Source organism: Mucilaginibacter sp. Bleaf8 (assembly GCF_018390515.1).
GTDB lineage: Bacteria > Bacteroidota > Bacteroidia > Sphingobacteriales > Sphingobacteriaceae > Mucilaginibacter.
Genome location: NZ_JAHBBK010000004.1, coordinates 1 through 24,785, shown reverse-complemented (window position 1 = coordinate 24,785; position 24,785 = coordinate 1). Strand labels below are relative to the sequence as shown.

General features: G+C 44.3%; 26 protein-coding genes and 1 rRNA gene. 3 read left to right on the top strand and 24 right to left on the bottom strand.

The features are described from left to right. The first annotated feature begins 33 nt into the window (after positions 1-33). A complete protein-coding gene (locus tag KHS38_RS17710) occupies positions 34-648 on the top strand; it encodes an acyltransferase (protein ID WP_213489902.1) in 615 nt (204 codons plus the stop codon). Positions 649-653: 5 nt separating this feature from the next. On the opposite strand, the gene hemJ is transcribed toward KHS38_RS17710, so the two are convergent. The 9 genes from hemJ to hemA form a co-directional block, all read right to left on the bottom strand. Next, positions 654-1,196 (bottom strand): protoporphyrinogen oxidase HemJ, encoded by a 543-nt coding sequence (hemJ, locus tag KHS38_RS17705; RefSeq protein ID WP_213489901.1) that lies wholly within the window; start codon positions 1,194-1,196, stop codon positions 654-656. 86 nt (positions 1,197-1,282) lie between these two features. Next, on the bottom strand, positions 1,283-2,308 hold the full coding sequence (gene hemE / locus KHS38_RS17700; RefSeq protein ID WP_213489900.1) for a uroporphyrinogen decarboxylase: 1,026 nt from the start codon (positions 2,306-2,308) through the stop codon (positions 1,283-1,285). Positions 2,309-2,337: 29 nt separating this feature from the next. Continuing rightward, a complete protein-coding gene (locus KHS38_RS17695) occupies positions 2,338-2,868 on the bottom strand; it encodes a tetratricopeptide repeat protein (RefSeq protein WP_213489899.1) in 531 nt (176 codons plus the stop codon). Further along, the gene (locus tag KHS38_RS17690; RefSeq protein WP_213489898.1) at positions 2,868-3,578 is read right to left on the bottom strand and encodes a response regulator transcription factor; all 711 of its coding nucleotides are present in this window, start codon (positions 3,576-3,578) and stop codon (positions 2,868-2,870) included. Before KHS38_RS17690 ends, KHS38_RS17695 begins: the two co-directional genes overlap by 1 nt. A gap of 13 nt (positions 3,579-3,591) precedes the next feature. Then, entirely contained in the window at positions 3,592-4,461 is an 870-nt protein-coding gene (locus KHS38_RS17685) for a sensor histidine kinase (protein WP_213489897.1), read from the bottom strand. 70 nt (positions 4,462-4,531) lie between these two features. Continuing rightward, the gene (gene hemL / locus KHS38_RS17680; RefSeq protein WP_213489896.1) at positions 4,532-5,914 is read right to left on the bottom strand and encodes a glutamate-1-semialdehyde 2,1-aminomutase; all 1,383 of its coding nucleotides are present in this window, start codon (positions 5,912-5,914) and stop codon (positions 4,532-4,534) included. Between the two features lie 116 nt (positions 5,915-6,030). After that, positions 6,031-7,002 (bottom strand): porphobilinogen synthase, encoded by a 972-nt coding sequence (hemB, locus tag KHS38_RS17675; RefSeq protein WP_213489895.1) that lies wholly within the window; start codon positions 7,000-7,002, stop codon positions 6,031-6,033. A 109-nt stretch (positions 7,003-7,111) separates the two neighbouring features. After that, positions 7,112-8,686 (bottom strand): hydroxymethylbilane synthase, encoded by a 1,575-nt coding sequence (gene hemC, locus KHS38_RS17670; RefSeq protein ID WP_213489894.1) that lies wholly within the window; start codon positions 8,684-8,686, stop codon positions 7,112-7,114. A gap of 224 nt (positions 8,687-8,910) precedes the next feature. Further along, positions 8,911-10,137, bottom strand: coding sequence for a glutamyl-tRNA reductase (hemA, locus tag KHS38_RS17665; protein WP_213489893.1), 1,227 nt, complete (start codon positions 10,135-10,137; stop codon positions 8,911-8,913). 226 nt (positions 10,138-10,363) lie between these two features. Here hemA and KHS38_RS17660 point away from each other — a divergent pair, with 226 nt between their 5' ends. Beyond that, positions 10,364-10,741, top strand: coding sequence for a DoxX family protein (locus KHS38_RS17660; RefSeq protein ID WP_213489892.1), 378 nt, complete (start codon positions 10,364-10,366; stop codon positions 10,739-10,741). Between the two features lie 38 nt (positions 10,742-10,779). Then, the gene (locus tag KHS38_RS17655) at positions 10,780-11,619 is read left to right on the top strand and encodes an alpha/beta hydrolase family protein (protein ID WP_213489891.1); all 840 of its coding nucleotides are present in this window, start codon (positions 10,780-10,782) and stop codon (positions 11,617-11,619) included. 95 nt (positions 11,620-11,714) lie between these two features. On the opposite strand, the gene KHS38_RS17650 is transcribed toward KHS38_RS17655, so the two are convergent. The 15 genes from KHS38_RS17650 to rrf all read right to left on the bottom strand — a co-directional run bounded on the left by KHS38_RS17650 (position 11,715) and on the right by rrf (position 24,782). Further along, positions 11,715-12,902 (bottom strand): molybdopterin molybdotransferase MoeA, encoded by a 1,188-nt coding sequence (locus KHS38_RS17650; RefSeq protein WP_213489890.1) that lies wholly within the window; start codon positions 12,900-12,902, stop codon positions 11,715-11,717. A 39-nt stretch (positions 12,903-12,941) separates the two neighbouring features. After that, the gene (locus KHS38_RS17645; RefSeq protein WP_213489889.1) at positions 12,942-14,060 is read right to left on the bottom strand and encodes a HesA/MoeB/ThiF family protein; all 1,119 of its coding nucleotides are present in this window, start codon (positions 14,058-14,060) and stop codon (positions 12,942-12,944) included. Between the two features lie 59 nt (positions 14,061-14,119). Further along, positions 14,120-15,115 (bottom strand): GTP 3',8-cyclase MoaA, encoded by a 996-nt coding sequence (gene moaA, locus KHS38_RS17640; protein WP_213489888.1) that lies wholly within the window; start codon positions 15,113-15,115, stop codon positions 14,120-14,122. Positions 15,116-15,119: 4 nt separating this feature from the next. Next, positions 15,120-15,533 carry a molybdenum cofactor biosynthesis protein MoaE gene (locus tag KHS38_RS17635; RefSeq protein ID WP_213489887.1) on the bottom strand — a complete coding sequence of 138 codons (414 nt, stop codon included), beginning with the start codon at positions 15,531-15,533 and terminating at the stop codon, positions 15,120-15,122. 1 nt (position 15,534) lies between these two features. Next, a complete protein-coding gene (moaD, locus tag KHS38_RS17630; protein WP_213489886.1) occupies positions 15,535-15,774 on the bottom strand; it encodes a molybdopterin converting factor subunit 1 in 240 nt (79 codons plus the stop codon). A 79-nt stretch (positions 15,775-15,853) separates the two neighbouring features. Then, positions 15,854-16,705, bottom strand: coding sequence for an ATP-binding cassette domain-containing protein (locus tag KHS38_RS17625; RefSeq protein WP_213489885.1), 852 nt, complete (start codon positions 16,703-16,705; stop codon positions 15,854-15,856). Then, entirely contained in the window at positions 16,702-17,376 is a 675-nt protein-coding gene (gene modB, locus KHS38_RS17620; protein ID WP_213489884.1) for a molybdate ABC transporter permease subunit, read from the bottom strand. The genes KHS38_RS17625 and modB overlap by 4 nt, the downstream gene beginning before the upstream one ends. 96 nt (positions 17,377-17,472) lie before the next feature. Further along, positions 17,473-18,228, bottom strand: coding sequence for a molybdate ABC transporter substrate-binding protein (gene modA, locus KHS38_RS17615; RefSeq protein WP_213489883.1), 756 nt, complete (start codon positions 18,226-18,228; stop codon positions 17,473-17,475). 38 nt (positions 18,229-18,266) lie between these two features. Next, complete coding sequence (locus KHS38_RS17610; RefSeq protein ID WP_213489882.1) at positions 18,267-18,755, bottom strand: molybdopterin-dependent oxidoreductase; 489 nt, start codon at positions 18,753-18,755, stop codon at positions 18,267-18,269. Positions 18,756-18,807: 52 nt separating this feature from the next. Beyond that, the gene (locus tag KHS38_RS17605) at positions 18,808-19,953 is read right to left on the bottom strand and encodes an NTP transferase domain-containing protein (protein WP_213489881.1); all 1,146 of its coding nucleotides are present in this window, start codon (positions 19,951-19,953) and stop codon (positions 18,808-18,810) included. Then, positions 19,946-20,434 carry a cyclic pyranopterin monophosphate synthase MoaC gene (moaC, locus tag KHS38_RS17600; protein WP_213489880.1) on the bottom strand — a complete coding sequence of 163 codons (489 nt, stop codon included), beginning with the start codon at positions 20,432-20,434 and terminating at the stop codon, positions 19,946-19,948. The genes KHS38_RS17605 and moaC overlap by 8 nt, the downstream gene beginning before the upstream one ends. A gap of 117 nt (positions 20,435-20,551) precedes the next feature. After that, complete coding sequence (locus KHS38_RS17595; protein ID WP_213489879.1) at positions 20,552-22,783, bottom strand: xanthine dehydrogenase family protein molybdopterin-binding subunit; 2,232 nt, start codon at positions 22,781-22,783, stop codon at positions 20,552-20,554. After that, complete coding sequence (locus KHS38_RS17590) at positions 22,780-23,775, bottom strand: FAD binding domain-containing protein (RefSeq protein WP_213489878.1); 996 nt, start codon at positions 23,773-23,775, stop codon at positions 22,780-22,782. Before KHS38_RS17590 ends, KHS38_RS17595 begins: the two co-directional genes overlap by 4 nt. Next, complete coding sequence (locus tag KHS38_RS17585) at positions 23,768-24,313, bottom strand: (2Fe-2S)-binding protein (RefSeq protein ID WP_213489877.1); 546 nt, start codon at positions 24,311-24,313, stop codon at positions 23,768-23,770. The genes KHS38_RS17590 and KHS38_RS17585 overlap by 8 nt, the downstream gene beginning before the upstream one ends. Positions 24,314-24,670: 357 nt before the next feature. Next, positions 24,671-24,782, bottom strand: a 5S ribosomal RNA gene (gene rrf, locus KHS38_RS17580). Positions 24,783-24,785 lie beyond the last annotated feature (3 nt).

Genomic DNA, 24,785 nt, shown 5'->3' with positions numbered 1-24,785 from the left:
TTGAACCATTTGAGGATTGTAAGTAAATAAGGTATGTCGCTTAAAGATTCCATTAAAAGTAACCCGTCGCTTAAAAAGCTGGTACATTGGCTGCTTGTCCCTTCGGGCGAGGCACGGCCGCGCCTTTGGGTACAATGGCTGGTGAACCCGTTTATTCACAAGCGTGGTTCGGGCTCAAAAGTGCGCCGCCGTACACGGATGGACGTACTGCCGTTTAACCGCTTTGAACTGGGCAAGAATTCAACCATTGAAGATTTTTGCACTATTAACAACGGCGTGGGTGATGTGCTTATTGGCGAACATTCCTTAATAGGTATGGGCAATGTGGTGATTGGCCCGGTTACTATAGGCAATAACGTGATAATGGCTCAAAACATCGTTATCAGCGCGCTTAATCATGAGTATCGGGATGTGAACTTACCCATACATGCACAGCCTATCCTAACCGCACAGGTGGTAGTTGAAGACGATTGCTGGATAGCAGCTAACGCGGTGATCACATCAGGAGTAACCATCGGCAAACATAGCGTGATAGCAGCCGGAGCGGTAGTTACTAAAAGTATTCCTCCCTATTCGGTTGCCGTTGGCAACCCGGCCAGGGTAATCAAGAAATATGATTTTGAAACGAAAGATTGGGTAAGAGTATAAAACCCTTACCTGTTATTTTTTTTGGTGCGATAGCGCTTGTAGATCTTTACCGCTATCATAAGCATCATGGCTATAGCTACCAATCCTACTACACCGTAAATCCAGTTGAGGGCACTACGCAGTACTACCAGGAAAACGATAGCGAACAAAAACAGCGTAGCTACCTCATTCCATAAGCGCAATTGGGTTGAACTCCATTTGTAGATACCGTTGCGCATCTGCTGCATCATTTTTTGGCAGATAATATGATAGGCAATTAGTCCTGCCACAAAGCATAGCTTAATAATGAGCCAGCTTTGGGTAAGCAAAGCAGAGTTAATCCATACCATCCCTATTCCCGCAAGCAAGGTTAATACCATGGCTGGGGCGGTAATAATGTTCATCAGTTTGCTTTCCATTACCTCAAACTGCGCTGATAAAATTTTGCGCTCATTTTCAGGCCGCAGCTGCGCCTCGGTATGATAAATGAACAGGCGCACGATGTAAAATAGCCCTGCCATCCAGCAAACTACAAAAATGATGTGTATGGATTTAATGTAAAGGTACATAAGTCCCTTTCCCCTAAAGTAGAAATTTAATAAGCAATAGTTATATTTATGTCCTAACCCCCTCCCCCCTTTTAGGGGAATGGAGCTTAGTATCTGTATTCTTTAATTACTTCAACCGCGTACTTCACGTTATCAAACGGAATATCAGGCATAATACCGTGACCCAGATTGAAGATGTACCCCGGCTCGTCTTTCATGCGGTTAAACAAGCGGTGTATGCGCTCTTTAATTACCTTTTTATCTGCGTATAAGATATGCGGGTCTAAGTTACCTTGCACGGCAATGCCCTGCGGCAGGCGTTTTTTCATATCCAGCAAATCTACGTTCCAGTCAATGGAAATAACATCGGGTTTAGCCTCAGCCATCAGCGGTGCAAAAACGGAACTACCTTTGCAGAACGAGATCACCGGGATATCCTTACGGTTCAGGTTACTGATAATTTCGGCAATATAACGGTGTGAAAACTCCTGGTAATCGTCCCAGGCCAGTGCTTGTGCCCAGCTGTCAAATATCTGGATGGCATTTACGCCCGCTTCAATTTGCAGGTTCAGATAATCGGCTGTTACTTTAGCTATTTTAGCCAGCAGTTGGTGAGCCAGTTCGGGCTCATTGTGCAGCATCAGCTTGGTTAGTTTAAAATCGCGTGATGAACCACCTTCTACCAGATAGCTCATTACGGTAAACGGCGCACCAGCAAAACCAATCAGCGGAATTTTACCGCTCAACCGTTGCTGAATTACCTTAATGGCATCGGCAACATATTGCAGCCTGTCCAACACATTTACACTCAGGTTATCCACATCAGCCTGTGTACGCACCGGGTTGGCAAACTTAGGGCCTATGCCTTGGGTAAAGCTCAAATCGCCGCCCATAGCCTCGCCGGTAACCAAAATATCCGAAAACAGGATTGCGGCATCAATATCCAGTAAATCAACCGGCAACATGGTTACATCGGCAGCAATTTCGGGCGTTTTGCACATTTCCAGAAACGAGTACTTGTTTTTAATTTCCCAGTACTGCGGCATAAAACGACCAGCCTGGCGCATCATCCATACCGGCGGGCGTTCTGTTTTTTGCGAAAATGCGGCTTTAATAAATAAAGAATCTTTCATATTATATCATGGAACATGGCACCAGGGCCTTACTCCGCTTTAACTTTTTTTAATTCCTCTTCCAGGCTGGCTATCACGGCTTTCATCCGGGCTGTAGTCTTATCCTGAAACTGATAGGTTTTTTGCAGAAATTCTGCTGCCTTTTGGGGCTTGCCATTACGCAAACTAATATTGGCTACCGTTGCCAGCGCCGATACATGATCGTTTACCGAACGTAGCGGATATTTAGTGGCTTGTTCGTAATGATGCTCGGCATGCTCAAAGTCATGCTTTTTGAAAGCAATGCCGCCCATCATAAACTCATAAAAGCCACGCCGGTTTTTACTCAGCCATTCGGGCTTTTGTATCTGGCGCAGCAGGCTTTCGGTCTTATCGTAATCCTTATTATGAAAATGTTTGGCTGCCAGTATGATGGGGCCTTCTTTAAAATAGCCCCATATCAGCATTCCAATAAACAAACCGGCTATAGCGGCCAACTCATAACTGCGCTGCGTAATAAAAAACACCAGCAACGCACTGAATACAGCAATAACCAGCAGCCGTACCTTATTTGTAAACATTAATGATGATTATCAGTAAACTTGTAACCCACCCCACGGATAGAATGGAAATAAACCGGATTTTTAGGATCGGGCTCAAAGTATTTACGAAAGGTCAAAATAAAGTTATCGATAGTACGGGTGGATGGATATACATCATAGTTCCATACGGTTTCCAGAATCTGCTCGCGTGATACCGCTTCGTTACGGCGCTCAATCAGCAGCTTTAACAGCATGGTTTCCTTTTTGGTTAACGGCGTAATGGTACCATCATCATTTATTAGCTCAAAAGAGTTGAAATGAATAGTTTTATCACCTATCTTATAGCTGTTAAACTCTTTCAGATCATCACCTTTCAGACCGCGTTTTACCAGGTTGTTTACACGCAGTATCAGCTCTTCCAGGTTGAAAGGCTTGGTCAGGTAATCATCGGCCCCTTTTTTCAGGCCGTTGATTTTATCCTCGTTGGTATTTTTTGCCGTCAGGAACATGATCGGCACTTCCGAATTTTCCAGGCGGATAGTCTCGGCCACAACAAAGCCATCCACTTCCGGCATCATCACATCCAGAATGATCAGGTTAAAGCGCTCTTCTTTAAAAATCTGCAACGCTTTTTTACCATTGTTTGCGGTAGTTACTTTGTAACCTTCCAGCTCCAGGTTTAATTTGATGGCTTCGAGCAAGTGCTCCTCGTCTTCAGCCAGTAATATTCTTTTTTTATTAGTTGACATATGATTATTTAGGTTAACCAAAAACTACTTCAAAAACACTGCCCGCCGGGCTGTTGTCTCGTACCTGAATTGAAGCCTCATGCTTATCCAGTACGTGTTTTACAATGTATAAACCTAAACCTGTGCCTTTTGTGTTACGGGTTTCTTCGCTACCTACACGGTAAAACCGCTCGAAAATACGGCTTTTTTCCGCATCTGCTATACCAATGCCGTGATCGGCAACCTCCAGATACACTTTATTGCTTTTGCTATACAATCTCACATCAACCGTGGCACATGGTTCTGAGTACTTAATAGCGTTCTCGATCAGGTTGGTAACCACTGAAGTTAAAGCGAACTTATCACCCGAAACTTCAATTTTAGGTTCAATTTCGGCATTGATGAGCTGCTGAGTAAAATCGCACTTATTGACCTGCAAACGGTTCACCACACTATCTACCAATACCGACAGGTTAAATTGCTGCTTTGGGAACGTGTACGACTGGTTTTCAAGTTTGGCTGCCAGCAGCATGTTCTCCACCATATCGTTCAACCGGTCAATATCCAGTAAACACTTGCCGGTAAAGTCCATAATCTGGTCTTTATTCAGATTGCGTTTTTGGATAGTTTCCAGGTAAAGCTTGATCGAAGCCAGCGGCGATTTCAACTCGTGGGTTACAGAAAGCAAAAAGTTTTTTTTCTGATCCTGCAGCCTGCGCTCCTTGTTCAGGGATTTATGAAACAGAAAGGCACCGAAAAGCAGCACCGAAAAAAACATACACCCTTCGCTTAAAATCATACCTGAGCGGCGTGGTTGCAAACTCACCAGCATATATCCCCACCACAGCAACTCGGCCATGGCGTAGATGATCAGTCCGTAGAATATAACAAAAGGCTTTTTCATGTTTCCTTAACTCTAAGAAGTCTCCCCTTATCAGGGAGGCTTCTGGTTTACGTTTCTTATATAGAATAGGTTATTCTCTAAAGTCTGTTTCTGCTGTTACAGTATTTACGGCAGGCGTTTCCGGCGTACTAAATACGATATCTAAGCTATCGAAAATGGCCTGTTTTGCTTTGTTCAATATTTCGGGTGAATGAGCGGCTGATACAAAGCCTACTTCGTAACCTGAAGGGCCCATGTATACGCCACGATTAAGCAACTCGCGGTGCATTTTCTTGAAGCTTTCCATACTGGCCGGATCTATCTCATCCGCACGGCGAATAGTACCTTGTGTGGTAAATGCAAACCAGAAGATGGAACCAATCCGCTCAATTTGCACAGGGTAGTTACGCTCGTTTACAAATTGGAGAATATCATTTACAAAGGCTTCTGTTTTGCTGTTCAGCTCTTGGTAAAAACCTGGCTTAATTAGTTCGCTCAACTGGGCAATACCAGCTGCCATGGCTATCGGGTTACCTGATAGGGTACCTGCCTGGTATACCGGCCCTTCGGGCGATATATTACTCATGATTTGAGCCGATGCGCCATAAGCACCTACCGGCAACCCACCACCAATAATTTTACCATAGGTAATTATGTCGGGGTTGATACCATAATAGCCTGATGCACCGGTAAAGCTTAAGCGGAAGCCGGAAATCACTTCGTCGAACAGTAACAGGGTGCCGTTGTCGGTACAAATGTCGCGCAGGTATTGTAGAAACTCCTGATGCTGCAACAACAAACCATTATTGGCCGGAACCGGCTCTATAATTACGACAGCTATTTCGTTTTTAAACTCTTCAAAAGCTTTTTGCAGCGCTTCTTTATCATTCAGTGCAATTACAATAGTTTCTTTGGCAAAAGCTTCGGGTATACCAGCCGATGAAGTTTCGCCGAATGTAACCAATCCCGAGCCGGCTTTAACCAGCAACGCATCAGTATGGCCATGATAACAACCTTCAAACTTTAAAATCTTGTTGCGTTTGGTATAACCGCGCGCCAGGCGAATAGCCGACATTACCGCCTCGGTACCCGAACTGGTAAAGCGTATCTTTTCGATGAACGGATTGTTCGATAAAATCAATTCGGCCAGCTCGTTTTCCAGCGCAGTAGGTGCACCGAATGACATGCCGTACTGCATCACCTCGATCACTTTTTCGCGGATGGCGGGGTGGTTATGCCCTAAAATAAGCGGCCCCCATGAGCAGCAAAAATCAATAAACTGATTATCATCCGCATCCCATAAATAAGCACCATCGCCTTTTTTAATAAACAGCGGCGTACCATAAACCGATTTAAATGCCCTTACCGGCGAGTTTACGCCACCAGGGAAATAAGTTTTAGCCTTAGCATATAATTCGGCCGATTTTTCGCGGCTTATTTCAGGAGCGCTGTTTATTTTATTGCTTTCAGACATGTATTTTATATTGGTAACATCAATGCGAAGAACGGAGCATTTATTTGTAAACAGTGCTTCGCTCCTTGCATTAACGGTTGAGTCTATATTCTTGATCCTTTAATCTAAAATCTCACCTAAAGCCACTTATTTTCCAGCACCTCTTTGGCGTGGTAGGTAAGTATCGCTGTAGCGCCTGCACGGCGAATGCTGGTAAGCACCTCGGTGATAGCACGCTGCTCGTTCAGCCAGCCTTTTTGAATAGCCGCTTTAATCATGGCGTATTCACCACTTACATTGTAAGCCGCTATCGGTAGCTCGGTGTTATCTTTCAACAGCTTAATTACGTCCAGATAAGGCAGCGCGGGTTTTACCATTAAAAAGTCGGCACCTTCCTGCTCGTCCAGGTTAGCTTCTATTAAAGCTTCGCGCTGGTTGGCAGGGTTCATCTGGTATGTTTTTTTATCGCCAAACTTAGGTGCAGAATTTAAGGCATCACGGAACGGGCCGTAAAATGCGCTGGCATATTTAGCTGAGTAGGACATAATAGACACGGTTGAATAACCATGCTCGTCCAGTACCTGGCGAATGTAGCCTACCCGGCCGTCCATCATATCAGATGGTGCAATGATATCGGCGCCGGCACGGGCGTGAGCCAAAGCCATTTTGCCTAATACTTCCAGCGTTGCATCGTTCAAAATTTCACCGTTCTCTACAATACCGTCGTGGCCATCACTGCTGTAAGGGTCCATGGCCACGTCAGTAATTACGCAGGCTTCCGGAAACTCTTTTTTAACCTCGCGAATGGCGCGCAGGTATAAACTCTCATCACGATAGCTTTCGGTCGCGAATTTATCTTTCAACGACTCGTCAATGTTCGGAAACAAGTCGAACGATTTTAACCCCAGTTTCATACAACTTTCCACTTCACGCAGCAGGTTATCGATCGAATAACGATAGATGCCCGGCATGGAAGATACTTCACTTTTCTGATTTTCACCTTCGATGATAAATAGCGGAAAAATCAGATTTGCCGCACTCACGTGAGTTTCCTGCACCATTTGGCGAATCACTTCACTTTTTCTATTTCTTCTTGGTCGTTGTAACATGAGCCCTCCTAAATCCTTCCCGGTAGGGAGGATTTGAAAATTAAATGTTTAATAATATATATACCCTTCAAATCAAAAGCCCTCCCTGCCGGGAGGGTTTGGGCAAGGTTTAAAGCCCAAATACAGCTTCGGCCAAACCCACCTCGTCGGGCGAGAAAGGCAGCTTGTAAGGGATATTCAGTTCGTCCAGTTTTTTACCGGTTGATTTGCCGATGGCTACTACTTTTTGGTTCAGATCAAGCAAGTTGTCTTTAAAGTATGCTTCCGCGTTTGACGGGCTGGTAAACACCAATACATCCGCTGTTGAGCCAGAAGCCACTTCCTCTCGCATGGTGGCATATACCGGCAAATCAATGATTTTCGTATCGGCAGACAATGCCTGGTGAATGCTGCGCATCGCATTTTCGGCACATGGGAATAATATAGTGCTACTATTGGCTATCTGCGCAAATTCTTTGGCTACTATAGCGGTATCTACATTATCGCCCACATAATCGGCAAAGTGGCCGTGGCGGCGCAGCATATCTTCAGAACCGCTGCCTATTACGCCGAACTTTACTTTTTTAACAAATTGTGGTTTTAGCGCAAAAAAGTACTCAACCGCGTTTTTGCTGGTAAAAAATACCCAATCCACATCCTGTAAAATATAAGGGTTCAAAATGGTCATGATAGGTACCGTACGGATTAACGAACGGGCTTCTACCTCGATACCGTGCTTTTGCAACACCCTGCGGAAATAGCTGGATGCCGGCAGGTCTCGTGATATAAATACTTTATCAGCAACCTTACGGCCTTTTTCAAAATAAGACACAATCTTTTCGGCCACACCATCTAATGTTGGCGTGCTGATGTATAAACGGTCTGGTAGCTCCTCATCGCTATCTGCCTTTGAAGTAAATATATGATAAGTATCTTCCTGCTTGCGGCAGTAGCAACCCAAAGGTAAATGGCAGCCGCCGCCAAACATTTTAAGCACGCTGCGTTCAACAGATAGCGCTTCGGCCACCTCAGGATGATGCAGCTTTTGTAAAATGGTATACAGTTCAGTATCTTTTTCACGAATCTGGATAGCCAATGCGCCCTGAGCTGGAGCCGGTACAAATTCGGTAGGTTTCAGCTCCTCTACATGAAACTCGCTCAGGTCAATACCCAAACGGCTTACGCCTGCCTTAGCCAGCATAATAGCATCATAATTTTCGCTACGCAATTTACCGATACGGGTAGGCACATTACCGCGAAGATCATCCATCTCCAAATCAGGACGTAAGGCCAGCAGCTGCGCTTTACGGCGATTGGATGAGGTACCTACCGTACCACCAAACTTAACTGAAAGCTTTTGGTGCACATCCACACAATCTTTCAGGATTAATAACAGCTCAGAAGGATCTTCACGTTCTGATACGGCCGCTATAATGAGCCCGGGTGGATGCTCGGTGGGTAGATCTTTATGAGAGTGTACGGCAACATCAATAGTGCCGCCCAACAATTCTTCTTCCAGCTCCTTGGTAAAAAAACCTTTACCTTCGAGTTTATCGAGGCTTAGGTTCAGGATACGGTCGCCCTGTGTTTTTATGATTTTCAATTCGGCAGTTACGCCGATATCAGCTAAACTATCTTTAACAAAATTGGCTTGCCATAAGGCTAATTCGCTGCCGCGGGTTCCGATAATAATTTTCCTGTCCAAGGGTATCTTAAATTGTTTTGCAGCACAAATTTAAGGTTTAGCAGCTGTTTTCGGGGAAATTTTATCAGAATGTGAGGAATAACTGACATGGGGTAATTAAGGCATGTAGTTTTACCATAAAACCTGAGTTACAATAACATGGACTATAACAATCCTCTCAATACAGGTTATAACAAAAGAGGCGCATTTATGCGCCTCTTTTGTTATATTGTTTTATTATCAATTCAGTTATTATTGATCAGTATTTCCTTAGCCATTACCATAGGTACACTGATGTATTTTTTCTCCATGTAATTAATCACCTTTTCCAGTATTTGGCGGGAGTGCTCATCCAGTGTTTGCACTTCATCAGCAAAAACGGTGTTTAATGCTTTGTGCTTGATTTCTTTAATCTTTTCAGGCACTTGGCGCATGGCTACTTCAATACGGCGCTGTTTTAACAAAGGTATAAACTCTTCTATATTTTGCTCGATAATGCGTTCGGCGTGTACCAGTTCCTGATAACGCTCCTGCAGGTTTTTCTTTGCTATTTCATTTAGTGAACTTACTTCAATAAAGTTAACCGGATACTGCTCCAGTATTTCAGGGGCGGTATCATTAGGAATAGCTAAATCAACAATGGTTTTGCGTTCGGTTTCGCCGTTTAATAAAGATTCGTAAATCTCTGGTGTAATGATAGGCAGGGTTGCGGATGTACAGGTAATAATAACATCAAACCCATTTTTATAATCTTTTAAGGCTTCCAGGTCATATGCCTCACCGTTCAGATCGGCTGCCAGCTTTTCAGCATTGGCCAGTGTGCGGTTAAATACAGCAAAGTTGGAATACTTGTGTTTTTGCAGGTACTTGGAAATATTGCGATTGGTTTCGCCAGCGCCAATAATCAGCACCCGTGAGTTTGAACATTGCTTCAATTCTTTTAGCTTACGATAAGCTAATGACACAACCGAAATTGGGTTGCGTGAAATATTGGTATGCGTATAAACCTCTTTAGCAGTTTTTACCACGCAGTTCATCACCATACGCAGATAATCGCCGGTAAGACCTACTTCGCGGCAGCTTTCATATGCCCTGCGTAATTGAGCTAATATCTCCTTCTCACCAACCACTAAGCTTTCTAATGAGCATGAGGTACGAAGTAAGTGGTTAAGCGCGTCCTGGTTTTCGTATATGGAAGCAGCTTCGATGAAGGTATTCATGTAGTACGGACATAAGCCTATACTTAAATGCTGCAGAAAAGCTTGTGCAAAGCTTTTATCAACCGGCTGCGAAGTAGCCATCACAAACTCCACCCGGTTACAGGTAGACAGGTAAAAAATTTCAGGGATCTGAAATTTATCCTGTGCCTGCTGAAGTTTCTCGGTTAGATCTTCCTGGCAGATTACCAACTTACCCAACTCCTTCAGTTCAATCTGTTTGTGCGTAAAAGCTATAACCTTTAAATACTTCAAAGCGGTTTTTATTTTAACAAAACTTTATCCCACAAAATTACTATGATTTAGCACCTTGCACTGTCAACACTTTGTCAAACACAGTAATTTAGAATAGTTATAAATAAAGTTCTTTCCGTTACTAATCTTATTTAATCGACCTTCAAAAGTACAAACAATACTGATACTCTTCCGTCATGCTATCAACATAATAGTTTAACTGTTTTGTCACGTTCAAATCAACACCATGTCCATACTTAAAAAGATCAGCTTAATCCTACTCATTTCCGGCTATACAGCAGCAGGCATTAATCACTTTGTGCACCCTGCCGGGTACATCAAAATTATTCCAGATTACTTGCCTTTTCATTATACTTTAAACTTACTGGCAGGTATATGCGAAATCACTTTCGCATTAATGTTGGTATTTAAGCCTACGCGTAAGTGGGGCGCTTGGTTAATTATTTTAATGCTGGCTGCATTTTTGCCTGTACATATTACCATGCTGCAGCAAGCACCCATGCAATTGGGCAGCCTGCATGTTACGCCTGCAATGGCCTGGGTACGGCTATTACTGCAACCTGTGTTAATGCTTTGGGCCTGGTGGCATGCGCATAGCGAGTAATTAAGCTACAGTTTTATTATTTTAAATTTTATTGAGTTATGATTAAAACAGACAACTTCATTATACCCGGCTCAAAGGGCCGCCCTATGGCTGCCGATCTTACTTATGATGACGCACAGCTTTATGCGCCGCTTATCATTTTTGTGCATGGCTTTAAAGGTTTTAAAGACTGGGGCACACATCATTTAGTGGCACGCTATTTTGCTGAGAATGGTTACCGGCTGCTAAAATTTAATTTTTCGCACAACGGTACCACGCCCGAGCAACCTGTTGATTTTGCTGATTTGATTGCTTTCAGCGAAAACACGTTTTCAATAGAACTGGAAGACTTAAAACTGGTTATTGACTTTGCCACCAGCGGCTCGGTTATACCGGCAGCAACATCAGTTGTTTTATTGGGACATAGTATGGGCGGCGGCATTAGCATAATTAAAGCAGCTGAAGACAACCGGGTGAGTAAATTAATCACAATGGCTTCGGTAGGTACTTTCCGCAACTTGTGGCCGCTACAGGCCGAGCAGCAATGGAAAACTATGGGTGTAATGTATTTTCCCAATTATCGCACGGGGCAACAAATGCCCATTAAAGTTACTTTACTGGATGACCTGGATCGTAACCCGGGCCGACTTAACGTTTTAGCGCGGGCAGCTGATGTGCAACAACCCTGGCTGCTGATACATGGCACGGCCGATAGTACCGTACCAATCAGTCAGGCCCATGAATTGAAGGCTATGCAACCTAATGCACAATTACTGGTAATGCCTAATGCAGATCATGTGTTTGGCGGCACACACCCGTATCTACAGGCAGAATTACCCGGCATGTTATTGGAGTTGTGTAAAAAAGCAATGAAGTTTTTGGAGGATGGAAACGTTTAATTAGTTTGGATGAGGTAAGTCTGTTATCTTAACTCATGTGGTGCTGCTTACTTAATTTGTCTGCATATACCACAGGCTATAAAGATCAGTACAAGCTAAAACATCCACACATCAAACACCTCTCCCTTTGCAAAAAAGTCTCTTTCGGCCGATAAGCTTAAAATGCCCTTGGCATGTATCAGGCTTACCATATCGCCCGATGTGGAAGTATCCACCGGCATGGCTATCAATTTGCCTTGATCGTAATGTAGCTGCACCAGCATATGATGCGTGAGCAGGGGCTTGAAAGTTACATTACGGCCTAATACTGCTTTTTTAACAGGTAGCGGTATATTTAAAGAATGGTAAAGCCACGTTTTGAAATACAATTGATAGCAAACCCAGGTAGATACCGGGTTGCCAGGGAAACCAAAAATCAATGCACCATTTTCAAAGTGGCCAAACAAGAAAGGTTTACCGGGCTTTTGGGCTATGCTATGAAAAACGGTTTGCATGCCTAACTGCTGCAATACCTGGGGCAAAAAATCAAACTTACCCTTGGATACCGCGCCCGAAAAAAGAATAGCATCATAATGATTGATGATAACGCTTAATTGGGCAACCATGGCTTCCGGATCATCGGGCAGGTGATATTTGGGTGCACTGATGCCATGCTGTTGCAGAGCAGCCAGTAACATGTAATTATTGGATTGCCGTATTTGGTGCGCCTGCGGCTGATGGGCAATATCTACCAGCTCATCGCCGGTTGAGCATACGGCTATTTTGGGCAAGCGGTAAACTAATACTGCCGATAAACCAACGGATGCCATAATGGCTACAATAGCGGGCGTAACTTTTGCCCCCGCTTGCACCAAAACATTACCAACCAGCTCGTCTGTACCTTGCAGATGCACGTTCTGAAACTTCTTAACATCCTCTATTTGAACCTGGGCCACGCCATCGGTAATAACCAAATCTTCGTACCTGATTACTGCGTTTGTATTAGCAGGTAACACAGCCCCGGTCATCACTTCCATACAACATTGTACGTTATCTAATTCCTTTTGCGGATACCCTGCAGGTTGTACATCTACTATCTCAAAGTTACGATTACCTGCATGAAAGGCAGTGCTGCTGATAGCAATACCATCCATTGTAGCTCTATGAAATGGCGGAAAATCACGATCTGCCACTATGTGCTGGGCTAATATGCGACCATTGGCTTGCAAAAGCTCAACAGACTCGGTACCAAAGCTTTTTTTGTGAGAGATAATATATTGTAACGCTTCCTGAACGGCTATCATAAGCAAGGGATGTTTCGATAAATGAAATGGCTATATGTTTTAAGAACGCACGATGTATTCTTCATCAAACTCATCCTGCCAGTAATCCATACCGCCTAAAACGCTATAAACACTGGCCTGCGGATATTGTTGCTGCAGTAATTGAGCTGCCTTGCTGCTGCGCGCACCTTTTTGGCAAAATGCCACCAAAGGTTGCTGATTGTTTACTTGCAGCTGAACGGCACTAAATGCAGACAACGGCACAGACTCCGCACCTTGCAAATGCTCGCTTGCAAATTCATCGGCCTCGCGAACGTCAATTAGTTTAAAAGTTTTGCCGGCTTCATACCAATCATATAATTCCTCGACCGATAATTGTACTACCGTATTGCATACCGGCGCTTCATAGCTGGTTTGCAACTGGGTTATATTTCGGCTTTCAGGGTTGGCCTTAAGTTTAATTTTGTATTGATCATCGTTCAGAAAATCAAATATCTGTAAGTAACCTGACAGGTTTTTACCCACGCCGGTAATAATCTTAACAGCTTGGAGAGCCTGCTGGCAGCCTATAGTACCCGGCACCACACCCAACACGCCGGCGGTATTACAATCGGGTATTTCGCCAGCTACAGGTGGTTTGGGATATAAACACCGGTAAGTTGGTCCACCCTGGTAATTAAATACGCTCACATGGCCTTCGTACTGCTGCACAGCACCATATATGCAGGGTTTGTTCAAAATTACGCAGGCGTCGTTTAATAAGTAACGGGTACTAAAATTATCCGTTGCATCAATTACCAGGTCATAATCCTGAATAATGTTTATTGCATTTTGTGGTATAATAGCTTCATCTATTATCCGGAAATCCACTTCCTGATTTAACTGAGCCAGTTTATTAGCGGCAGTGGCTACTTTACTTTGGCCAACTTCATGCTCGTTGTACAGTACCTGCCGGTGCAGGTTAGTTAAACTGATCCGATCATTATCGGCTAAGCCAATAGTGCCCACCCCCATGCCAGTTAAGTATTGCAGCACGGGCACACCTAAACCACCGGCACCTACAACCAGCACTTTTGCCTGTTGCAATTTTTGCTGGGCAGCGGCACCAAAGTTGGTTAGTTGCGTTTGGCGGGTATATCTGCCTTCCTGCCCTCTGAAGGATGGGTTTTGGTTTGGCATAGTAGTATTTACTCTTAATTTTTATTTAAGCTTTATTCCAGATGGTTGGCTTTGCGGAGCTATCCCCCTAATGCAGACATGGAAGTATTCACCGAGTTGTTGCTTAAAGCTTCGGCCGCATAGCCATCGCGCTGTCGCAGTGCTACGGCATTCAAAATTTCCTGCCCCGTATCTGCCACCGAAGCTCCTTTACGCAGCAGATTACGCAGGTTGGTTACAGGCGGACCATATAAACAGGTACGCAACTCGCCGGTTGCCGAAAGGCGGATGCGATTACAGGTACCGCAAAAGGTGCGGCTGAATGAAGGAATAATGCCGAAGCTACCCTGATAACCTGAAATTTTATAATTGACCGATGTAGAATTAGCATCGCTAATGAGGCGATTAATATCAGTGTAATGCTCACTGATGTAGTGGTATATCTTCTTGTAATCCCAGCTTGACAGCACCTGCGTACCATCGCTGCCATTAAAAGGCATTTCTTCCAGAAAACGAACTGATAACGGGTAATTTTTGGTAAGCTCAATAAAAGGAATAATATCCTGGATGTTTTTATTATCGGCAACTACACAGTTCAGCTTCACATCAAAACCGGCATCCAGCAACCTGAACACCCCATTGTATACACTATCAAAACTATCACGACGTGTGATATAATGAAATCGCTGCGCATCCAATGAATCCAGACTAATGTTGATTTTACGAATACCCATACTTAGCAGTTCTGCCTGATATCTGGCCGAAAGCGTACCGTTGCTGGTAACCGTAATTTCCTGTAATCCTTCAACACCACTCAGCTGATGCAGAAAGGGCATGATACCATGCCGGACAAAAGGCTCGCCACCGGTAATGCGTATTTTTGAGATGCCCAGATTGCAAAATATGGTTGATAACTGCAGCATTTCGTCAAAAGTCATCAGGTCTTTGCGCTTGGCAAAGTCGATGCCTTCTTCGGGCATGCAGTAGTAGCACCTGAAATTGCAGCGGTCGGTAACCGATAGCCGCAAGTAATTCAGCTGCCTTCCATATTTATCAACTAACAAACTCTCTTTCATCGTATCAGGGGTGCGCGTTTACCCATACGCTGTTATCTTCGTAAAATTCTTTTTTCCAGATAGGCACTGTTTTTTTCAGCTCATCTATCAAAAACCGGCAGGCCTCGAATGATGCATCACGATGGGCGGATGATACGCCTACCACTACCACCGGCTCACCGGGTTCTTTAGCGCCAACGGCATGAATCATCACCAACTTACACAAGGGAAACTTTTGCTGGGCGGCATCAGCTACATGCTGCATTTGCTGTAAGGCCATCGTTTCATAAGCCTCAAAATCCAAGTGCATTACCTCTTTGCCTTTTGAATGATTGCGAACCGTACCTACAAACAGATTCACCGCACCGGCTTCGGGCGTATGCAAGTGCGCATAAGCTTCATTCAAATCAATATGTTCAACAATTTTAATCAGCATCATATTATCCTCCGCTTACCGGCGGAATCAGTGCAATTTCATTTTCCCCGTTCAGTACATCATCATCCTGTGCATACTCGCTATCAACCGCCACTAATAATGACGACAGGCTTTGCATAGCCGGATATTGCTGCCCCAGCCATGTTTTAAGTGCTTTAACAGTAGTAATATTTTGATCTGCCGGTACCGGCAGCTTTTGCTTACCAACAATTTCGCGTGTTATTCCAAACAGCAGTATTTCCATAAGTATCAATAGCAATAAACCAAGTTGCCGTTCAGCCTGTATTAACAAGAGCAGGCACCTATAGTTTATAATTATAAATCTACAAAAGCTTTTTTAAAGTCAGGTCTGCCGCCTGACAGGCTATTGTCACTTTATCCCCTATTTGCCAGTTCCCGGCAGCTGCAATAATTATCACCTGGTTGTTCACCAGCACTTTCACACCTTGCGGATCAACACTGAGTATCTCTCCTAAAAGGGTTATGCTATTTACCGACTGCTCCCAGCCAAACACCTCACCCGCCGTTCCCGACTTAACTATTTGGCCATGTTGAATTTGCAGCACGTGGCTTGCCAGTAAGTAAATTTCGGGCAGGTGATGACTAACCATTATAATAGTTAACCCGTATTCCCGGTGCAATTGCTGTAACACATCCTGCAGGTTTGTTCGCATTTCATTGTCCAGCGCCGATAGGGGTTCATCCAGCAACAACATTTGCGGTTTACGAACCAGCGCACGTATCAATGCCACGCGCTGTTTTTGGCCGCCCGATAAGGTATCGGGTTTGCGTTGTGCAAAGTTTTGCATGGATACAGCTTCTAACAGCTGCAAAAGCAAGCGCTCATCTTTACGATCAGGCAGTGCATATCGCAGATTTTCCATTACGGTCATGTTTGGAAATAAGGCAAAATCTTGGAACACAAAACCGATACTCCTTTTTTGCGCTGGCAGGTTAATGCTGCGTTCGGTATCCAGCCAGGTTTGGCCGTTAACCTCAATCCGGCCATGCTCGGGCTGGATGAGTCCGGCCAATATTTTCAACAAAGTAGTTTTGCCGGCTCCGGATGGGCCGTATAAGGCGGTGAAAGAGTTGGCTTCGAGTTCGGTATTCATACGCAACGCCGTATCGCCACCAGCCATGTGCAACTTTTTTTGAATATTGATTTTGATCATGATACCCAACGGCTTTTAACTAACCGTTTGTTAACGGTATATACGGTGAGTAAAATGATGAAAGATATAGCGAGCAAAACAGCAGCATACACATGTGCCTCCGCAAAATTGAGTGATTCTACCTGCTCATAAATTGCAATAGAAGCAACCTTGGTTACACCCGGAATATTCCCACCAATCATAAGTACCAAACCAAACTCGCCTATGGTATGGGCAAAAGTTAAAACGATGCCAGTAAGCAGTGCTGGTTTAATATTAGGCAGCAAAACCCGAAAAAAAGTTTGAGCGGATGATTTGCCCAGCGTTTGCGAAGCCTCCTGAAGACTGGCTGGTAAAGATTGCAAGCCAGCTTGTACAGGTTGCACCATAAAAGGTAAACTATACAACATGGAACTAAGCACCAGGCCGGGAAAAGAGAATACTAACCGGATATCAAAAACAGATTCCAGCAGTTGTCCGAAATGGTAATTGGGACTAAAGGCCAGCAATAGGTAAAAGCCTATTACTGAGGGCGGCAGCACTATTGGCAAACTGATCACCGCCTCAGCCACAGGTTTAAACCTGGACTTGCTTTTGGCTAACCACGCTGCTAATGGAATACCAACTGCCAGCAGGCACATGGTAGTAACCAGCGCCAGCTTAAAAGTGAGTAACAGGGGTTGGTAATCCATCAGATAAATTTTCAATTGACAAAGCTACGATACCTGTGCTATACAAAAAAGTTGTAAGCATAGTGCTATGATTAGTACCGATGCCTGCAAATCTGGTTACAGCCCTACTTTATAACCGTACACTGCAAAAATGCTTTTGCCCTTACGACTGAATAAAAAGTCATAGAACTTTTGCGTATTAGCTTTATTCTTATTGGTATCAGCGGCTTTGAGCATGACCACGCCCTGGGCAATTGGTGGATACAGTTTGGGATCAACCTCTTTCCAATCACCTTTGTTTTTTTTATCCAGATCCAGTACGACCGATTTGGCGGTAAAAGCAACATCAGCCGCGCCCGTAAGCAGGTATTGGTTCACTTGAGAAATGCTTTCGCCATAAACCAATTTGGCTTGCAGCTTTGTAGCCAGCTTGGCCTTTTTAATTGCCGCAATAGCCGCCGAACCGTAAGGCGCTAAAGCCGGATTAGCCACTGCTATTTTTTGCACTGCAGGTGCAGTGAGCGATTGTAAGCCATTATCAACACTGATTCCTTTTCGGCTCCACATAATTAAACTGCCATTGGCATATACGCGGGGTTTGTTCAGGGTTAGCTTTTTAGCGTATAGTTCCTGCGGATATTTCATATCGGCAGAAAGGAAGATATCCAATGGTGCGCCTTGTTCTATCTGTGTGGTTAATTTGCCTGATGAACTTACGTACAGCTCGGCCTTAATACCGGTTTCTTTCTTAAATTCTTTTGCCAGCTTTTTGGCTACAGGCTCAGCGTTGGCAGCTACGCCAACAAATACGCGTTGCGCCATGGTTGCTATCGGCAGAGCAAAAGCCGTAAGCAATATCAATACACGTTTCATAAGTAGTAATGTATGTTTAAGTAATTAAGTACAATGAATTACTTAACAACAACCAACTGTATACTGTTTACCTGCCTTACCCAACGTGCATGTTTCTTTTCGCCCGGAACGATGATCTGGAAAGGGCCATCCTGTGATGGCAGCGGCTTTTTATCTGCCCTGTTTGCCAGAATAATCAATCGGTTGGCAAAAAGCGGATCAATTTCGGAAAGTGCATAGATGGCTCGATAGTTATCAGCAGCGGTTACAATAACATAGCTTTTTACGGTTGCTCTTTTAGCTGAATCGCCTAACATAACGCCAGCTTTTTTCAACAGATCGGCAAGTGATACGCCGGTATAACGGTGTACTTTTTCATCATGTGCCTTGGCCATTACTACGCTTTGGTGCATATCCTGAAATTCGCCCATACTGATAGCTTTCGTTTCCAGGCTATCGCCGCTGATGGTAATACTTTGCGCCTGTGCAGTTGCCACAATCCCCCCAATAAAGGCACATAGGCTGGCCAAGCGTATTAATTTCTTCATATTAAAAACAAGATAGATTGCGATAAGGGAGCCAATATAGCAGATTTTAAGCTTATTTGCCGGCTTTGAGGTGCTGCATTGCAGCTTCGCGCTGTTCGGGGTAGTTTACATTTTGTATGTCGAGTACATTGGGCACCTGCAACAATTCCACATCAGAGTTGATAAGCACCTTACGTGGACATGAATAGCCCTGACTTAAAAATTGCAACAAAACAGGGTAAGCCCGGGGTTCCCAAATAGTAATTAATGGTTCCGGGAAGCGATTCTCGGCATCCATAAAGGCCGTGGCAAGTTTGGAAGGATTGCGGCGTGCTACCAAATATCCAATCGTTTGTGGCGATAGATAAGGCAAATCACAAGCTAAAGTAATCCACGCCACATCTGTATTATTACGAAAGGCCGACAGGATACCGCCATATGGCCCTAAGCCAGTAAAGGTATCAATGATAACAGGCAAATCTTCCTGTTGCTGCACTGCTTGTTCATCAGCGTAGGATATGTATACTTGTGCACAGTAGCTGCTAAGCAACTCATGTATATGCAGGCGTTGCGTTTTACCATGATAATCCAGACTGCCTTTATCGGTTTGCATACGCTCGCTTTTGCCCCCGGCCAGCACCAGTCCAAATAGTGGCGCACTGCGTTCGGTTAAAAATGCACTGATAAATTCAATAATACCTGTAATATCATCCATGCGCATAATCGGCACGTTAGCCAGATCAGGCATTTGGCTAATATACTCCGGTACATCTGTAATGCCTTCGGTAAGTAGTACCAGCTTTACGTTGGTTAATTTATCCAGCTTTTTTTCAAGCGGTTTTACCGGGTCAATCACCGCAATTTGCGCCTGGGCTTTGAAATGGTTACCGTTAACCAACACTAAATCCTGGTAATTGAACAGCTGCCTGTTTTGAAAAGCATTGAATTCCTGTTGGTAGTTCAGGCTGCGGTAGGTGATCTTATCCACCGCTTCTAATGTTGCGCCGTTAGCCAAAGCTGCATCCTCCGTAACTACCGATGCTTTATGATCGGCATCCACATAGGCAACACTATATTGATCACATAAACTTTGTATGAGCTGGTTGGCCAACTGACGGATATTGGCACAGGTAGTACCTAAAATGGATAGTTCGTTACGGTTGTATTCGCCCAGCGATGGCCTGCTTAGCTTCACATGCTTTTCGTGCTGTTTATCCATGATAATCGCTTTTGCCCCCTGTCTTTTCCAGCAGCTTGGTTTCTTTAATAATGATATTGTGCGAAAAGGCTTTGCACATGTCATAAATGGTTAATGCAGCTACGCTGGCACCTGTGAGCGCCTCCATCTCTACACCTGTTTTTGAAGTAATGGTGGCCGTACAGTCTACAACCACTTCCTGTTGCTCGTTAATACTAATTTCCACCTTACAATTCTCCAAAGCCAGCGGATGGCAAAGCGGTATCAGATCAGACGTTTTTTTTGCCGCCATAGTACCGGCTATAATAGCGGTTTGAAACACCGGTCCTTTTTTGGTTTGAATATCATTACCCGTTAAATGCTGCATAATCTCATTGCCCAATACCACAATACTGCGTGCCCTGGCAGTACGCTTGGTTACCTGCTTATCACTCACATCTACCATCGTGGGATAGTTGGTATCAGCATCAATATGAGAGAATGATTTTTCGGCAGTGTCCATAAGCTGGTTGTTGTTTACAAAGCTACATATAGTTTAAAAATAAAAACGTCATGCCAAACAGTAATCTCATCGAACCCAAGGTTACTGTATGGCATGACGTTTACAACCATAACTGGTTTACATCAACTTATTTAATTGAATAGGTAAATCTCTTACCCGCTTCCCCGTTGCATGGTAAACCGCATTGGATATAGCAGCAGCCACGCCGACTATGCCAATTTCGCCTAAGCCTTTTACGCCAAGCGGGTTTACGATATCATCGTGCTCTTCCACAAAGATCACCTCAATATCCTTAATATCCGCATTAACCGGGATGTGGTATTCGGCCAGATCGTGGTTCATAAAGCGACCAATGTTGTTGTCCAGTATGGTATCTTCCTGCAAAGCCTGACTAATACCCCATACCACACCGCCCAGAACCTGGCTTCGCGCCGTTTTTGGATTAATGATACGCCCTCCCGCCACAGCACTAACTACCCGGGTTACATGCACCGTGCCTAAATCTTCATCTACCTTAACTTCTACAAATACCGCCGAATGCGTATAGCGGGAATATTGTTTTTGCTTTAACATATTGGGCAGCGAAGTAGTATCTTCTTCGATCACATTTACACCACTTTGATGCATAATTTCTGATACGGTAAGATATACCTGCGGATTGCTTTTCGAAATAATTTTACCGGAATCAAAAATCACATCATCTGTATCGGCATTGGCAAATGGTGAGTTATCTACCTTACGGGCCATGCTGAAAAGCTTGGACCTGATATCCTCACAAACCAATTTAACAGCCGAACCTACAGAAGCTGCCGTCCAGGAACCGCCCTGCAGCGGGGCAAGCGGCATAGCGCTATCACCTAATTTAAACAAAACATCCTCAATAGGCAACCCAAGTGTTTCGGCAGCAACCTGCGTCATACTGGTATAAGTACCGGTACCAATATCAGATGTTGCTGTACTTACAGTCAATTTACCATCGGCCGATAGTTTAGCTTTTGCCCTTACCGGCATTTGCTGTGCTTCCCAAGCACCAGTGGCTACGCCCCAGCCAATTAGGTTATGCCCTTCCCGCATGGAGCGAACTTCGGGGTTGCGCTTACGCCAGCCAAAGCGCTCTGCACCCTGCAGGTAGCACTGCATCAACTCTCTGCTCGAAAAAGGTAAATCATCATTTAAGTCTTTTTCCGCATAATTCATCATTCGGAATTCCAGCGGATCAATGCCTGCTTTATAAGCAGTTTCATCTACGGCACATTCTATTGCATAAACGCCGGTTACACCGCCCGGCGCCCGCATATCCAATGGCGTGTATACATCCTGTGATACAATCTGATGATCAAAATCTACGTTTTCGCAATGGTAAAGGTAGCCCGACCAATTGACGATGTTTTCGGTATATTCTTCGAACTGCGAAGTTTCGGTATAAGCCTTGTTGATAATTGATTGCAACTTACCATCGGCCGATGCACCAATAATTACCTTTTGTAAAGTAGCCGGCCGGTGCCCGAACGAAAACATTTGCTGCCGGGTAAGCACAACTTTTACTGAACGCTTCAACTCTAAGGAAGCTAACACCGCCATAAATAGTTGATATTGCGGACGCAGACCCGAGCCAAAAGCACCACCCACGAATGGTGATATGACACGAGCCTGATCGTCAGACAAACCAAATATTTTCTTTACGTACGACTGGCTGTTTTGCACGCCCTGCGTTTTATCATAAATTGTCAACTTATCATCATCTCCATATATTACCGTGGTAGCATGCATTTCCATTGGGTTATGATGCTCGCTGCCATGATAGTAATCGCCATGGTGCTTGATTGCTGATTGCTCGAAAGCTTCGTTGGCATCACCGCGCGGTTTAGTTACCGGCACTTTGTAACTTTTCGGCTTACGGGCTTTATCAAGGTTCTGCTCCAGGCCAACAACCAACTGGTCATCCACCTCATATTCAAAGTGTATTAATGAGGCTGCATAGCGGGCCAATTCATAAGTTTCGGCCACAACCAATGCTATAGGCTGTAAGCTGAACTGTATTTCATTATTTTGGAATGGCCGGAAAGGCGAACCATCCTTAGGTGCATCCTGATCTTTATAACTACGGTCAAACCAAGCCAGGCCAGATACATTTTCATGTGTGAATACCTGTAACACACCCTTCTGACTTAATGCCTGGCGGGTATTTACTGCTGTAATTTTTCCTTTTGTAACAGGGCTGGACACTACAAAACCATAAGTGATCCCACTCACCACATTAAATTCAGCAGCATATTTAGCCTGGCCGGTTACTTTGGCACGCCCGTCAACACGGTTTACGGGTTGCCCAATGTAATTGGTCGTTATCATGATTGCACCTCCAATCCGGCTGCCTGCATCAAGGCCCTAATAACAGCCCGTTTGGCTAGCTCTATTTTGAATGAATTATCTCCATAACCCAAAGCATCCTTAGTAATGGCATCAGCCACTTTCTTAAAGTTTTCCATTACAGCAACCTGATTAGTTAATAAGTTTTCGGCCTCAGTGTTGCGCCATGGCTTATGTGCTACTCCGCCTAAAGCAATACGAGCTTTTGTCATTATATTACCGTCCATCTCCAAAGCAACAGCTACCGAAACCAGTGCAAAAGCGTAAGAAGCACGGTCACGCACTTTAAGGTATTCGAAATGCTGCGCAAAATTATTGGGAGGCAAATCAACAGAAGTAATGATTTCACCTGCACCTAATGTATTATCCAGATCTGGCCTGTCACCAGGTAAGCGGTGAAAATTTGCAAAAGGTATGGAACGATCACCATCCCTACCCGTTACATTCACAACGGCATCAAGTGCGGCCAACGCCACACACATATCTGAAGGGTGTGTAGCAATGCAATCTTCGCTGGCACCTAAAATAGCATGTATACGGTTATAGCCCTTAATTGCAGAACATCCCGAGCCCGGTTCACGCTTATTACAAGGCGTAGCGGTATCATAAAAATAATAACATCGGGTACGTTGCAGCAGGTTACCGCCATTAGTAGCCATATTACGCAACTGAGCCGAAGCACCAGATAAAATTGCTTTCGATAACAGAGGATAACGTGTCTTTACCTGTTTATTCCACGCTGTTTCGGCATTAGTTATCAATGCGCCTAAACGTAAACCACCATCGGGCAACTCTTCTAGTTGATTAAAAGCTAAGTTTGATATGTCGATCAGGTGATCAGGCTTTTCAACATTCACCTTCATTAAATCGAGTAAGTTGGTACCGCCGGCGATGTACTTTGGTGTATCATGTTCATCAAGCTCAGCAATGGCAGTACTTATATCAGTAACGCTTGCAAAAGTAAACCTATTCATTGTTTATCTCTCCTTTCGCTTGCTCAATAGCATCCAGTATATTGGGGTAAGCTCCGCACCGGCATAGGTTACCACTCATCAGTTCGCTGATCTCGTCCCGGGTATTTGCTTTACCTTCATTGACCAATCCCACAGCGGAACAGATTTGCCCAGGCGTACAGTAGCCGCATTGGTAAGCATCATGTTCAACAAAAGCTTTTTGCATTGGGTGTAATTCGTCTCCTTTGGCGAGCCCCTCTATGGTGGTTATCTCACAGTTCTGTTTCATTACAGCAAGAGACAGGCATGAATTTATTCGCTTACCATCAACTAACACCGTACAAGCACCACACTGACCATGGTCGCAACCTTTCTTTGTTCCGGTGAAACCAATGTATTCCCGTAACGCATCTAAAAGAGTCACCCATGGCTCAATCATAAGCTTATATTCTTGTCCGTTAACTTTTAACGATACAATTTGTGACCTGTCGGGATCTGGCACGGCATGAGCCAACGGCCAGATGTTCCCCTGCTCGGTTTGTTCAATGATGCTATTCATGAGGTGAGGTATTTAGCATATCCTGCATATAAACGTCTCGGTTAATTAAAACTTCAACAATATGTCTAGGGATAAGTTCTTCTGCCTCTTGAAAGACTATTAATTTAAAATGATTACAGATAGATGTGAGCTAGTAAGAAGGACCGATCACTACAGGAAGACTAATATATAGGTAACCTTAAAAGTCTATGTGAATTTTTGAATATGTATAAACGATTAATTGCATAATCAGTACGAAGCCAACAGAGAAAGGTTGCGTTTTAAACGAGTTGAGCCCTACAGGTAGGATATGTTCCCCGCCTCCCAAAGCAAAAAGCCCCTGATGCATATTTTGCAAGAGGGGCATGGATTTGTAGGGTTTGGCGCCGACCTACTCTCCCACGTGTTACCGCAGTACCATCGGCTCTGGCGGGCTTAACTTCTCTGTTCGGAATGGGAAGAGGTGGACACCGCCGATATAGGCACCTGAATA

Bases quoted from the DNA above. Each gene is read 5' to 3' on its own strand.
- KHS38_RS17695 (WP_213489899.1), bottom strand. From the start codon at position 2,868: ATGTTTACAAATAAGGTACGGCTGCTGGTTATTGCTGTATTCAGTGCG.
- KHS38_RS17685 (WP_213489897.1), bottom strand. From the start codon at position 4,461: ATGAAAAAGCCTTTTGTTATATTCTACGGACTGATCATCTACGCCATG.
- KHS38_RS17710 (WP_213489902.1), top strand. From the start codon at position 34: ATGTCGCTTAAAGATTCCATTAAAAGTAACCCGTCGCTTAAAAAGCTG.
- KHS38_RS17605 (WP_213489881.1), bottom strand. From the start codon at position 19,953: ATGGATAAACAGCACGAAAAGCATGTGAAGCTAAGCAGGCCATCGCTG.
- KHS38_RS17590 (WP_213489878.1), bottom strand. From the start codon at position 23,775: ATGAATAGGTTTACTTTTGCAAGCGTTACTGATATAAGTACTGCCATT.
- KHS38_RS17660 (WP_213489892.1), top strand. From the start codon at position 10,364: ATGTCCATACTTAAAAAGATCAGCTTAATCCTACTCATTTCCGGCTAT.
- hemE (WP_213489900.1), bottom strand. From the start codon at position 2,308: ATGAAAGATTCTTTATTTATTAAAGCCGCATTTTCGCAAAAAACAGAA.
- moaA (WP_213489888.1), bottom strand. From the start codon at position 15,115: ATGAAAGAGAGTTTGTTAGTTGATAAATATGGAAGGCAGCTGAATTAC.
- hemB (WP_213489895.1), bottom strand. From the start codon at position 7,002: ATGTTACAACGACCAAGAAGAAATAGAAAAAGTGAAGTGATTCGCCAA.
- KHS38_RS17635 (WP_213489887.1), bottom strand. From the start codon at position 15,533: ATGATGCTGATTAAAATTGTTGAACATATTGATTTGAATGAAGCTTAT.
- hemJ (WP_213489901.1), bottom strand. From the start codon at position 1,196: ATGTACCTTTACATTAAATCCATACACATCATTTTTGTAGTTTGCTGG.
- hemL (WP_213489896.1), bottom strand. From the start codon at position 5,914: ATGTCTGAAAGCAATAAAATAAACAGCGCTCCTGAAATAAGCCGCGAA.
- modA (WP_213489883.1), bottom strand. From the start codon at position 18,228: ATGAAACGTGTATTGATATTGCTTACGGCTTTTGCTCTGCCGATAGCA.
- KHS38_RS17585 (WP_213489877.1), bottom strand. From the start codon at position 24,313: ATGAATAGCATCATTGAACAAACCGAGCAGGGGAACATCTGGCCGTTG.
- KHS38_RS17610 (WP_213489882.1), bottom strand. From the start codon at position 18,755: ATGAAGAAATTAATACGCTTGGCCAGCCTATGTGCCTTTATTGGGGGG.
- KHS38_RS17625 (WP_213489885.1), bottom strand. From the start codon at position 16,705: ATGATCAAAATCAATATTCAAAAAAAGTTGCACATGGCTGGTGGCGAT.
- KHS38_RS17595 (WP_213489879.1), bottom strand. From the start codon at position 22,783: ATGATAACGACCAATTACATTGGGCAACCCGTAAACCGTGTTGACGGG.
- KHS38_RS17655 (WP_213489891.1), top strand. From the start codon at position 10,780: ATGATTAAAACAGACAACTTCATTATACCCGGCTCAAAGGGCCGCCCT.
- KHS38_RS17690 (WP_213489898.1), bottom strand. From the start codon at position 3,578: ATGTCAACTAATAAAAAAAGAATATTACTGGCTGAAGACGAGGAGCAC.
- moaD (WP_213489886.1), bottom strand. From the start codon at position 15,774: ATGGAAATACTGCTGTTTGGAATAACACGCGAAATTGTTGGTAAGCAA.
- moaC (WP_213489880.1), bottom strand. From the start codon at position 20,434: ATGGACACTGCCGAAAAATCATTCTCTCATATTGATGCTGATACCAAC.
- KHS38_RS17650 (WP_213489890.1), bottom strand. From the start codon at position 12,902: ATGATAGCCGTTCAGGAAGCGTTACAATATATTATCTCTCACAAAAAA.
- modB (WP_213489884.1), bottom strand. From the start codon at position 17,376: ATGGATTACCAACCCCTGTTACTCACTTTTAAGCTGGCGCTGGTTACT.
- KHS38_RS17645 (WP_213489889.1), bottom strand. From the start codon at position 14,060: ATGCCAAACCAAAACCCATCCTTCAGAGGGCAGGAAGGCAGATATACC.